A 12212-nucleotide genomic window follows, 5' to 3' on the forward strand; every position below is an offset into this window, starting at 1 on the left:
CGTTTGCGTCAGGAGCTCAGCACGTATTACCAAGTGCCCCTGAATAATGAGATGGCCGACAATCTGCGTTACTTTGCCGGTCTGCAACACGAATTCATCGACGATGTGGAAACTGAAAGCGTGGTGCTCGGCGCCGAGTTGCAAAAGTCTCTCAGTAACGACTGGGAGCGCACCATCGGTTTACGGGCTCAGCATGATCAGTTTTCCCTGGGGGAGGCCAGCGGCGAAAGTACCCTGTTGATTCCCAGCCTGACCTTGCAACGACTCACGGTCTCCGATCGCATTGACCCTGACTATGGCTACCGATTGATGATGGATGTGCAAGGTGCCAAGCGCGGAGTGGTGTCGACCGTGGATTTCGCCCGTGTTATGACGCAGGCTAAAGGGCTCTATACTTTTCTGGACGACCATCGTATTTTGGCGCGGTTGAGCCTGGGCGCTGTGGCAACCAATGAATTTGATGATTTGCCGCCCTCGTTGCGCTTTTTTGCCGGTGGTGATCAGAGTGTGCGGGGATACGGCTATCAGGAGCTGTCGCCGGAAGACAGCAATGGCGAGAATATCGGTGGCCGGTATCTGATGACCAGCAGTGTGGAATATCAATTTGAATTTATCGACGATTGGCGTCTGGCCACGTTCGTGGATTACGGCAATGCTGTCAATAACTTCAATGATCCGTTGAAAACCAGTGTTGGTGTGGGAGTACGCTGGGTTTCGCCCATCGGTTCCGTGCGCATCGATGTGGCCAAGTCCCTGTCCGATCCCGATGAAGACTTCCGCATTCACTTTTCCATGGGGCCTGAGCTGTAATGGTGGACTCTCAGAAAACGCCTCCGGAAGATTCCCAGAGCTCTGACGTAACCGGCAAAGGTTACTGGGGGTTTCCGTTTAAGCGGCGCACCTATGCGGAACACCCTCTGTGGCTGCGGGTGTTGATGGTTGTATTTTTGCTGATGATGTTGATCCCGGCGTTGTTGGCAGGCTTGTTGTCCACAGAAGCTCTGAGCCGCTGGGCGTTTCAACAGGCGGATGCGCGACTGGAAGCGCTGGAACTGGACTTTGAAAGCGGTAACTTTTGGCGCGGTTGGCACTTTGGTCATGTGTCCTGGAAGAGCGAGGCGCTGGTACTGAATATCGATCGTCTGGAGATGAATTGGAAGCCATCCTGCCTGTTAACCCGTCGCCTGTGCATCGACCGCCTCTACAGTCATCGGGTGACCTTCATTGTCCCCGAAACGGGTGAATCCGACAGCGCCCCGTTTGAACTGCCGGATATTCGTCTGCCACTGGCGCTGGATCTGGGAGACGTCACGCTGGACGAGCTGTCACTGGACGGTGAAACCACGCTGTTGAGTGAACTGCACCTGCAAACTCGCAGTGGCAATGGCAAGCTGATGGTGCGTGAGTTCTCCGGACGAGGGCCGGATTTGTCCTGGCGGGTTCAGGGTGATGTCCGCACTCAGGGGCAGTGGCCGTTGAATCTTACCGGTGAGCTGCAGTTGCCGCCGGTGGATGAACGCGAGTGGCGCCTGAAGATCGTCGCCAGCGGCAACCTTGAAGCGGTTCAGCTCGATGTCGCCAGCGAAGGCTACCTCACTGGGCGCTTAAATGGCCAGTTGGCGCCATTCGAGCCGGGCGTGCCCGCTTCCGCTCGCTGGAAGGGTGAGACTTTTCTGCCTTATCAAGAGCTGCCTGAAACCCTGACGCTGGATAACTGGACGCTGACGGCGAAGGGGGATTTCGATACCGGTTTTGCTGTGACTGGCCGCTCCAGCTTGCCTTTGGCGAAGGCGGGGAAGCCGGATGGAGGCAGCAACCCGGAGGCCCGCATAGAGCTCTCGCTGACAGGGCGGCTGACTACCTCTGAAGCCACGGATATTCGCGCTCGTTTAAGTGTGGCGGATGCGACATCAGTTGCCAGTGCGGCAGCCTCCACTAGCGCGACCTCCGAGCCGCCGGCACGCACCGCGTTGCTCAGTGGGGACGTGAGCTGGCAAGACGCGTTGGATGTCAAAGCCCGACTTAATGTGCAGCACTTTCCCTGGCAGCGGTTGTACCCGTTGGAGGTTGGCGTAGCTGAATTGAAAACACTGGATGCGACGGCCCGTTGGGGGAATGGGCAGCTGGACGGCGAGCTGGCAGCGACCGTGAAAGGCGTCAGTCAAACCGTCAGTGGTCAGGTCAGGTCGAGTCCGATTGTGTCGCTGGATGCCAGGGTGAAGGGTGATACACAGGCTCTGGACGTGAGCTCGCTCAGAGTGTCGACAGAGGCCGGTTGGGCGGAAGGTGGTGTCGCGCTGGATTTTGCTTCTGGCCTGCAATGGGATGGTGAGCTTCGCTTGCAGGATCTCAACCCCGGAGTGCTGATCAAATCACTGCCGGGTCAATTAAGCGGTAACCTCAGCAGTCAGGGCCAATTGCAGGGCGATCAACTGACCCTGTCATCCCGCTGGGATCTGGATGGCACTCTGCGCAACGAGCCTCTGGTGCTGGAAGGCAGTCTAAACAAGCCAGCAGACACCTGGACGTTGAGTAATTTCCAGATGCGGCAGGGCGAAAATTATCTGGATGGCAGTGGTCAGTGGGGGACATCGGTTTCCGGCAATTTTGATGTCCAGTTGAACCGCTTGCAAAGCCTGTGGCTGCTGGATGGCCCTGCTCCCAGAGGCCAGGTTCGCGGTAAGGTGAGTCTGAGTGGCAGTGCTCAGGCGCCGTCTGTGGCGATGCAACTGAACGGCGAGGCATTGGAGTACGGTGATCTGCGTACAGCCGCGGTATCGCTGCAGGGGAATGTCAGACTGGATGACAGTGTTGCCAGCGAGCTAACGCTGACTGCAGAAGACGTTCGCCAGGGCAGCGTGCAGCTGGGTAATGCTGATCTGAGCCTTGGCGGGGATCGTTCCGATCATCAGCTGCAACTGGACGTGACGGACGGTGTCGTGGATGTGGCTACCCGGCTGCGTGGCAGCCTGACGGATCAGCACTGGCAAGGGCAGTTGAGCCGAAGTGCCGTGACTCTGGGACAGCAGGTGTGGCAGTTACAGGATCAGGCGACGCTGAAGTACCAGCTCGATGGCGGTGAGTTGAACCTGAGCGGCCACTGCTGGCAGCACCAGAGCGCGAGCCTGTGTTTTAACCGTGAGCAAACCCTGATGCCCGATCGCAAGCTCGATTTGGCTCTCAATCAGTTTGATCTATCGACCCTATCTAAAGAGCAAGATGTTCCCTGGATGCCTGAGGATTTGTCTTGGGAGGGCTTGCTCGATGCCAGTTTGAAGATGACCCAGGCCACAGGGCAAGCGCCCATAGCGGATGTGCACGTGACCACAGCCAACGGTGTCATTCGGCTGCGAGAGCCGGTCGCTAGTGGGGGCGTTGGCACGCGAGGCAATGCCCCCGAGTCTAATGAACCAGGGTTTAATCAGCCAGGGTTTAATCAGCCAGAGTCCGATGAGGTGCAGTGGGAAATCCACGATTTTCCCTATCAGCAGCTTGAACTGTCCACCCGACTGGAGGCAGACGTGGCTACCACCCAGGCTCAGATCGCCAGTGAGGCGCTGGGTTTGTTGGATATCGAAGCCACGGTGAGGGATCCCGGTGGTCAGCAGCAGGTGGACGGTCACTACCGGCTCAGTGGCTTTAAGCTAAACGTTCTCCGGCCTTTTATTCCGCAAGTGGATCGTCTCGAAGGCGAGCTGAACGGACAAGGGGAGATTCGGGGCTTGTTGCGCAAACCGGATATTGGTGGCCAGCTGCGGTTACGAGATGGGCACATCAGTGGGGTGGGGTTGCCCGTCAGTTTCGAGGATATGAGCGCCGATATTGAAATCGCAGGTCAGACGGCCAAAGTTAATGGTGAATGGGCCAGTGGTGAGCAGGGTAAAGGCAAGCTGGAAGGTAATGTCAGCTGGGCGCCCTGGGGGGGAGAGTTGAAGTTCACCGGGCAGAGGTTGCCCGCCAGTGTACCTCCTTACGCCAGTCTCTATCTCAGTCCTGACCTTACGCTCAGTCTGCGCAATAACGCCCTGAGTGTGACGGGCAGCGTGGCAATACCTGATGGACAAGTGACCGTTCACGAGCTGGAGAAAGAGGCGGTACAGCTGTCACCGGATGCGGTGATTGTCGGTCAGGAGAAAACCCAAGACACGGTGCCGTTGGGCATCACCGCCCGGGTTCGTCTCGACGTGGGTGATCAGGTGCACCTGAGTGCTTTTGGTCTTAAAGGGCGTTTAAGTGGTCAGCTGGACGTCAGGGAAAATATGACAGCCTCTGGGGATCTACGGCTGTTGGACGGCACGTTTAATCGGCTGGGACAGGATCTGAAACTGCGCCGGGCAATACTGCTGTTTTCCGGACCGATCAGTAAACCGTATTTGAACGTTGAGGCCATTCGTGAAGTGGATGACGTGGTGGCTGGATTGCGGATAACCGGCAGAGCGAGAAATCCGGAATCGGAAGTGTTTTCCGAACCTGCCATGTCCCAGCAGGAAGCACTCTCGTACCTGATTCTGGGGCATGGGATCGAAACTGACGAAGATACCGGCGAAGACAGTAACCTGATGGCGCAGGCGGCCGTGTCTGTGGGGGTGGCGGGAACGGCGCCCTACACCCAAAAGGTCGCTGCATCACTGGGGTTAAAGGATTTTGAGCTGGAAACCGAAGGTGTCGGAAATGCCACCCAGGTGGTGGCCAGCGGCAGCATTACCGACAAGCTTTCCCTGCGCTATGGCGTAGGTGTCTTTGACTCGTCCAGTGAGGTGGGGGTGCGCTACGATCTGACCAAGCGCCTGTACATTGAAGCCATCAGTGGGTTCGCCAGTTCGCTGGACTTCTTCTACCGGATCGATTTCTAAGAATTGACGACGTCTTAAATATCCTAATTTATTTGCAATAAGGCCGATTTGTCCTGTCGTCGGCGGATTTACAGGGCAGGGTGGCCTTGCTATTATCCGCACCCCGACTCTCCAGTCGGGATCTCAGGGCGGGGTGAAAGTCCCCACCGGCGGTAATCTCCACAGCTTGCGCGTGTTTATGCAGCTGTCGTGTAGCCCGCGGGCGCCTGTCGAACGTGTTCACCATGAACCTGCGAACGACAGGGACAGCAGATCCGGTGTGATTCCGGAGCCGACGGTTAAAGTCCGGTTATGAGAGAAAGGTCTATTGTCGATACACGGGTTGTCTCGGTCTCAAATGTGACTGCCGACTCCTGGCAGCGCAAACCGGTTGCGTCTCGGCACCTTATCGCCCCTTACATGATTTGAGCCTAGGGCGTTATTTATGACTTCATTCGATAAACTGAACAAAAATCCATCCAAATCAACGCGCATCGCTGTTGTTCAGGCTTGCTGGCATCGCGATATTGTCGATCGCTGTGTTGAATCTTTTATCTCCGAAATTACCAAGCTGACGAATAATACGGTAGAGATTTTCGAGGTGCCTGGCGCTTACGAAATTCCCTTGCAGGCCAAGTTGTTAGCGAACAGTGGTGAGTATTCCGCAGTCGTGGGTGCCGGTTTGGTTGTGGACGGTGGTATCTACCGTCATGATTTCGTAGCTCAGGCGGTAGTGTCAGGCATGATGCAGGTTCAGCTGGAAACACTGGTACCGGTTTTCTCGGTCGTACTGACGCCTCATCACTTTCAGGAAACCGATGAGCATTGCAACTTCTTTAGTGAGCACTTTGTGAAGAAAGGTGCCGAAGCGGCCCACTCCTGTGCGGCTACTCTGAGCCTGATGGAAAATACGGCGGTCGCCAACGCCAGCTAATTCATTCCATACCCCGCCCGCTATCCACGAAACTTTGGGCGTGTTATCACACGAATAAATGCTCTTTTCGCCGGCTGTTTTGATACTCTTTCGAAACGGTCGGCGGGTTTACCCCTATTCTTCTGTTTCCCCCTGGTATCCGTCATCGCATGATTGTGCGCTGATTAGGTCGTTCGTTTGTTCACGTCGTACTGCGTTCAGGTCGTACTATCTTTAGAGCCGGGCGATTGGGTGAGCTGCCGTTTATTAAAAAATACAAAGGAGAGGGATATGTTCGAACAGCTATTTTCTATGGCAGGTAAAGTCTGCGTAATTACCGGAGGCTCCCGCGGATTGGGCTCTTACATGGCGCGTGGCTTTTTAGAAGCCGGTGCGAAACGGGTTTACATCACTGCCCGTAAAGCACAGCCCTGTATTGAAGCGGCGGAAGAGCTGAGCCAATACGGTGACTGCGTGGCGCTGCCAGGCGATGTGGCCACCACGGAAGGTATTACTGAGCTGGTGAAGTCTCTCAACGAACGTGAATCGCACATCGATGTACTGGTGAATAACGCTGGTGCCGGTTGGGGCGCGCCCTTTGGCGAGGTGCCAGAGAAAGGTTGGGACAAGGTCATGGATGTGAACGTTAAGAGCCCGTTTTTTCTGGTCCAGGCGTTGGCGCCAATGTTGAAAAAGAACGCAACGGCAGAGCAAAATGCCTGTATCATCAATATTGGTTCTATTGCCGGGTTGGTGGGCAATGCGTTGGATAACTTCAGTTACGCTGCGTCAAAATCAGCCATTCATCAGTTGACCCGCGTACTGGCAACCGAGCTGGCACCTGATAACATTCGAGTGAATGCCATCGCCCCGGGACGTTTTTATTCAAAAATGACCGAGTTTTTAAGCGCTGACAAAGACGCATTCGAAGCGGATCGTCAGGGCATCCCCATGCAGCGTTGGGGTGAGCCAAACGACATTGCCGGTGTGGCAATTATGTTGTCGAGCCAGGCCGGAGGATTTATAACCGGGCAAATTATTGCGGTGGATGGCGGTACCAGTCTGATTCACTGATCCGATTTTGACCGCGGTGCCCTGATCCTTCAGCCAATTTCTCAGCATGACAGGATTAGGGGGAGCATACAGCTCATGCAGCATCGCAAGTTGCCGTGGTCATTGCCATTGGGCCGTTGGTTAAAAGAATACAGCGCAGACACCTTTGTCCGCGACTGTGTTGCGGGTGTCGTGGTCAGTATTGTCATGGTGCCCCAGTGCATGGGCTATGCACTGTTGGCGGGTATGCCGGCAGTGTATGGACTCTACTGCGCGATTATTCCTGCATTTCTCTATGCCCTGCTGGGCAGCAGCCGCAGTCTCTCAGTGGGACCGGCAGCTCTCATCTCCATCATGCTGGCAAGCAGTATTGCCGTTCTTGATCCTCAATCCGAAACTCAGTATATCCATTACGCCGTGAACATCTCCCTGCTGGCGGGATTGTTTTTACTGGCCATGAGTGTTTTGCGGCTGGGCAATTTAACCAACTACATCAGTGTGCCGGTCATCAGCGGGTTTACCAGTGCGGCGGCGCTGACCATCATGGCGAGTCAGTTAAAACACATGATGGGAGTCGACATTGAGCAAGGGCTGGATTTCGGTCATACCCTGCTGGTTTTATTTCAGAGTGTCGGGCAGGTAAATATGACGACCGCTCTGATCGGTGTGCTTGCCTGCGTGGGGCTTTGGTTTTTTAAATCTCCATTCCCGGTTTTTATCCGGCGTCTCAAATTGCCGTCCTGGCTGGAACAGGCGTTGAGTAAATCCGGCCCGATGGTGGTGGTGCTGGTTAGCGCCGTGCTAGTTGCGACTCTGCATTTGAGCACCAAGGCGGGTGTGTCTGTGGTGGGGGATATTCCTGCAGGATTGCCATCTCTGTCCGGTGTTTCCGTTGACCTTGTGTTGTGGAAGCAATTGGCCATGCCGTCTTTTCTGATCGCGTTAATGTGTTTTATCACCAGTATTGCCGTGAGCAGCAGTCTGGCGAGCAAACGTCGTGAACGGGTGGACTCCAACCAGGAATTGCTGGCTCTGGGCGCAGCGAATCTCGGTGCTGCGTTCAGTGGGACGTTTGCCTTAGCGGGCAGCCTCAGCCGATCTGCGGTGAATGATGCGGCCGGTGCAGAAACGCCGATTGCCAGTGTGATCAGCGCGGTGTGTATTGTAATGACACTGCTATTTCTGTCATCGGCCTTTCACTTTTTGCCGCTGGCGGTGCTGGGGGCGATTGTCATCATGTCGGTATTTTCCATGATTGATGTCCGTCAATTTGTCCGCTGCTGGCGTTTGAATCGGGCCGATGCCTACAGTTTATTGGCGACTTTTTTTGCGGTGCTGATCTTTGATATTGAGATTGGTATCGGGGTGGGGATTGTGTTGTCGGTGGTGTTGCTGTTACACCGGGCCAGTCACCCGCACATGGCCGTGGTGGGGCGAGTGGGAGACAGTGCCCACTTTCGTAATGTCGAGCGGCACGATGTAGTGACGGCCAACTCAGTGGTGGCAATCCGGGTGGACGAAAGTATCTATTTTTCCAATGTTCAATTTGTCGAAGACTTTATTCTTGAACAGTGCGCTTCGCACCCGAGCGCCCGACACATCGTGTTGATTTTCAGCTCGGTCAGTTTTGTGGACACCACGGCAGTGGATGCACTGCAGAGGCTGATCGAGAAGTTACGTGACAATGACATCACCCTGCATCTGGCGGAAGTTAAAGGTCCGGTCATGGATCAATTGCAGAAGAGCACGTTTCTCTCCCTGCTGGAGCCGGGGCAAGTGTTCTTCACAACCGATGAGGCCATGCGGACACTGACTGCCAGTCGTCAAAAGGCTCCACCCAGGAAAACATAAAAACTGCTGCCGCCACCGTCGGCAAAGCCATAGGAAATATAAGCGGGCCCCAAAGGACTGTCCCAACCAATAAACACACTGTTGCTGTGAATCAGATCGCTGTAATCGATGTCGCTTTTGCTGGCCCAGGCGTTACCGGCTTCGGCCGAAACCCCCAGATACAGTGGCAAGGTGATGGCTCCGAAATCGTTAGCGGCCAGTTCATAGGTGTACACCATGCTGGCAAAGCGAACATGCTGACCATAGATGGAGTTTTTGCCGATTCCCGAGAGATTCAGAAAACCGCCAAGAGAAAGCCACCCAGCAGTGAAAGTGGGTCATTGTTGATGGTGCTCTGATAGCGTAATTGGGTGCGCAAACTATGGCGCTGGTACGACAGTACGCCGTTATATTCAGAGTCGAATTGGGTAGTGAAGTCTTTTTCATTGTCGACCTGATCCTTGGTTCGTCCCAGGCTGGCTTCCAGTTTCCAGCCCCTGCGAGGGAAGTTAGCATCATCCAGTGTGTCGAAATTCAGTTCTGCCAAAACCCCTGCCTGGCGATAATCCAGTGAGTCATCCGGCAAGGAGCTGGCCAGCAAATTGGGGAAATCCAATGTTCCAGTGACATAGGTGGCAGCCAGAATGACATCCAGGCTGTCCTTGATGTTCCAGCCAACCCCACCCTGAACGCCATAGCTGGTGGCGATTAACTGCCCAAAAGAAATGTCGTCAATATTTAGATCGTAGACGCTGCGGTCCAGTTCCACGGTGGTGTCCCAGAAAAAACCGGTGGTATTGATGGGCCAGTAGAGTTCGGAGTTGAAGTTTTTGTCGGTGCCGAATTCCGCTGTGGTGTACCACTCGGCGCCGTAAGGTGACAGATTTGTCAGGCGGTAGGCTCCGCCAATCTGATAGCGACTGAAAGAGTCAAAATCATCCTCGAAGGACATTTTTAAATCCAGATAACCCGGCCCCCAGTCTTTTTCGCCCACATAGATATCGAGATTGTTGGTACCGTCTGCAGATTTAACGTCGGTGTTGATACGGGCAATGGTACCCTGTCCGTAGAGTCTTTCTGTGCCGTTGCGAATATCATCCAGGGAATATGCTTCTCCGGCTTTCAGTTGCATCCGGTCGAGAATATAGTCATCAGCCAATCGGGTCTGATTGTCCAGTTTGATCTTGTCGATAAATAACAGCTGGCTGGCAGGGCTGCGTTGATTGTTGCGGGCGAGGCGGGTTTTGTCTATCAGAGCCTGTAAGGCAACGTTTTCTTCGAATTGCTTCTGCATTTCGGCATAACCGGCGGCGATACCTGCCGGGGATTTTTCAAAACTGAGTGTGGTGATGCCTTCCAGAGCCGGGTGGATGTAAATGTCTTTCTCCGTGAGTAGAGACTTTTGATAGGCTACGTTTTTCTGAGTCAGAAAACCCACCATTTGTCGCAGGATGGCAAACCCGGAAAGCAGCTCTTCGCGGGTCATGCGCGGCGAGCCAATGTTTACCGCAATTACCACATCAGCGCCCAGCGAGCGAGCCACACTGACAGGCAGGTTATTGGCGATACCGCCATCCACCATTAACCGGCCATTGAGCTCAATAGGACGAACGACGCCCGGAATCGACATGGAAACCTGTAATGCAGTGGCGAGATCCCCCTGGCTGAGGATGACTTCTTCCGAAGTTTCAGCGTCGGCGGCAATGGCGCGAAAGGGAATGGGCAAATCGTTGAAGGACTCAAATTGCGGGTAATAACCCAGCATGGAATCCACCAGAGACTTCATGCCCTGACCCTGCAGGAATCCCAGGGGCAGTTTGATCTTGCCCTCAGTAATTCCCAAATCCAGTTGAATCGGATACTGATCCAGCTGGCGCTTGCGGCGATTGGGAATCTGGCTGCGATTGAGGTCGTCCCGATAGCCCGACAGCCAGTCGGCGGATTCAAACAGCTCCTGTATTTGCTCCGGACTCTTGCCGCTGGCGTACAGGCCACCCACAAACGCACCCATGCTGGTGCCAACGACCATATCAATCGGGACGTTATGCTCTTCTAACGCCTTCAGAACACCCACGTGCGCACTGCCTCTGGCGCCGCCACCACCGAGTACCAGCGCAATGCAGGGACGGCTCAGGTTTTTCGGGCAAACTGAAGTATCGGCTTGGGGTCTAGATTCTGCGTTAGTCAGAGGGCTGACCAACAGCAGGGCCGCCGCCAGCAACAAGGCGATTATGTGGAAGTTTGCACTCACCGGCTCAGGCTGCATGTGCTTAGAGGTTGTTTGCATGGCAGGATATCAGGTTCGGGGTATAAGTAAGCGTGAACCTTAAATATAGCAGGAGATTATATGCTGCTCTCCCCTATTCGAGAATTGGTCTAAGCCATGCACTGCGAGACCCTGGAGAGATTGGCACAGGGTTCGACAGTGTTGAAATTGTGATACTCTTCACAAAACCTATCTGCGGCTTAAGAATCTCAGGATTCAGAGTCGAGCATGTCCATATGGCCCGAGTGTGGTTATGGTTAACGATCAGACATCTCATAGAATATTTGATACACAAACGGTGATGGCGCGGCCTTACCGGAAGTCCGTGCTCAAGGTGTTGTTGATTTTTACCATCGTCAGCGGCTGTATTTTTGCGGGGCTGAATTTTCATCGGGGCAATAATAGTGTTGCGATGATTGAGTTTTTTATGGCCATCTATTCACTGATTATTCTGTGCTATTTGAACCGGGTGCAGAGGATCGAGCGCTGGATACTGGCTTATATATTGCCTTTTTTTACGGCCATGATGATTGCACTAGCATCACCTAATTCCACTGCCAGTGTCTTTGTTTGGGCGTTGTTGATTCCGATGTTGTCTCATTTGTTGTTAGGTCGACGGCGAGGCTTTTTGGTTTCTGCGGTATTCATCCTGATTGCAACTAGCATCTATTTCTATAAGTTTCAGCATAATATGGTGTTGATGCAGCCGGTGGCGGTGGCCAATATCGCTATTTTGTCGCTGGTGATCCTGGCGCTGTCCCACGTCTACGAAATTACCCGTGAACAAACCGAGGCGCGGTTACTGAAAATGGCCCACTCGGATCCACTTACCGGACTGGCGAACCGGGCGAGGTTAAGTGATGTGTTTAACCATGAAAAGACCCGCAGCCAGCGCGCTGGCTCACCCCTAAGCGTAGTGATGTTTGACCTGGATCACTTTAAGCGAGTGAATGATTCTTATGGTCATGAAACGGGTGATCTGGCGTTAAAACATTTTTCAGCGTTGTTGAGACAGTCATTACGTAAGACGGATCTGGCGGCTCGTTTGGGTGGGGAGGAGTTCTGTATGTTGCTGACGGACACTTCTCCTGCACAGGCTTTGATTGTTGCGGAAAAAGTCAGGCTGTTGTTGGAAAAGACGCCGCTTCAGCTTGGCGAGACGCACATCACCTTAACCCTCAGCGGAGGTGTGTCGGGATACGGGGAGGATGGCGATGACCTGGGAAGTCTGATTCGGGTCGCAGATCGACACCTGTATAAAGCCAAGAAAAACGGCCGCAATCAGATCTGTTTTAGCGGCGTTACGAAAGCTGATGAG

At 54.1% G+C, this 12212-nt stretch carries 8 protein-coding genes and 1 riboswitch; of the genes, 6 read left to right on the forward strand and 2 right to left on the reverse strand.

All coding sequences use genetic code 11. The features are described 5' to 3' along the window. The 5 genes from ACTG33_RS13395 to ACTG33_RS13415 form a co-directional block, all read left to right on the forward strand. Positions 1 to 810, forward strand: an 810-nt coding sequence (locus tag ACTG33_RS13395) for an autotransporter assembly complex protein TamA (protein WP_439135729.1), incomplete at its 5' end; no start/stop codon positions are given. Continuing rightward, entirely contained in the window at positions 810 to 4853 is a 4044-nt protein-coding gene (locus tag ACTG33_RS13400) for a translocation/assembly module TamB domain-containing protein (RefSeq protein WP_439135730.1), read from the forward strand. The genes ACTG33_RS13395 and ACTG33_RS13400, both read left to right, overlap by 1 nt. 119 nt (positions 4854 to 4972) lie before the next feature. After that, positions 4973 to 5154, forward strand: a riboswitch (FMN riboswitch). Between the two features lie 123 nt (positions 5155 to 5277). Next, on the forward strand, positions 5278 to 5766 hold the full coding sequence (locus tag ACTG33_RS13405; protein ID WP_439135731.1) for a 6,7-dimethyl-8-ribityllumazine synthase: 489 nt from the start codon (positions 5278 to 5280) through the stop codon (positions 5764 to 5766). Positions 5767 to 6036: 270 nt separating this feature from the next. Then, positions 6037 to 6819, forward strand: coding sequence for an SDR family oxidoreductase (locus ACTG33_RS13410; protein ID WP_439135732.1), 783 nt, complete (start codon positions 6037 to 6039; stop codon positions 6817 to 6819). Between the two features lie 75 nt (positions 6820 to 6894). Next, the gene (locus ACTG33_RS13415) at positions 6895 to 8649 is read left to right on the forward strand and encodes a SulP family inorganic anion transporter (protein WP_439135733.1); all 1755 of its coding nucleotides are present in this window, start codon (positions 6895 to 6897) and stop codon (positions 8647 to 8649) included. Here ACTG33_RS13415 and ACTG33_RS13420 read toward each other — a convergent pair. Beyond that, the gene (locus ACTG33_RS13420; RefSeq protein WP_439135734.1) at positions 8622 to 8867 is read right to left on the reverse strand and encodes a hypothetical protein; all 246 of its coding nucleotides are present in this window, start codon (positions 8865 to 8867) and stop codon (positions 8622 to 8624) included. The two genes, ACTG33_RS13415 and ACTG33_RS13420, sit on opposite strands and share 28 nt — an antisense overlap. A gap of 56 nt (positions 8868 to 8923) precedes the next feature. Then, positions 8924 to 10915, reverse strand: coding sequence for a patatin-like phospholipase family protein (locus ACTG33_RS13425; RefSeq protein ID WP_439135735.1), 1992 nt, complete (start codon positions 10913 to 10915; stop codon positions 8924 to 8926). A 232-nt stretch (positions 10916 to 11147) separates the two neighbouring features. Here ACTG33_RS13425 and ACTG33_RS13430 point away from each other — a divergent pair. Beyond that, the coding region (locus tag ACTG33_RS13430) for a GGDEF domain-containing protein (protein WP_439135736.1) at positions 11148 to 12212 on the forward strand (1065 nt) is incomplete at its 3' end.

The sequence above is a fragment of the Pseudomaricurvus sp. genome (assembly GCF_965662505.1).
Classification (GTDB): domain Bacteria; phylum Pseudomonadota; class Gammaproteobacteria; order Pseudomonadales; family Cellvibrionaceae; genus Pseudomaricurvus.

Excerpts from the sequence above, each read along its gene's own strand:
- ACTG33_RS13400 (WP_439135730.1), top strand. The coding sequence starts at position 810 with ATGGTGGACTCTCAGAAAACGCCTCCGGAAGATTCCCAGAGCTCTGAC.
- ACTG33_RS13405 (WP_439135731.1), top strand. The coding sequence starts at position 5,278 with ATGACTTCATTCGATAAACTGAACAAAAATCCATCCAAATCAACGCGC.
- ACTG33_RS13410 (WP_439135732.1), top strand. The coding sequence starts at position 6,037 with ATGTTCGAACAGCTATTTTCTATGGCAGGTAAAGTCTGCGTAATTACC.
- ACTG33_RS13415 (WP_439135733.1), top strand. The coding sequence starts at position 6,895 with ATGCAGCATCGCAAGTTGCCGTGGTCATTGCCATTGGGCCGTTGGTTA.
- ACTG33_RS13420 (WP_439135734.1), bottom strand. The coding sequence starts at position 8,867 with ATGGTGTACACCTATGAACTGGCCGCTAACGATTTCGGAGCCATCACC.
- ACTG33_RS13425 (WP_439135735.1), bottom strand. The coding sequence starts at position 10,915 with ATGCAAACAACCTCTAAGCACATGCAGCCTGAGCCGGTGAGTGCAAAC.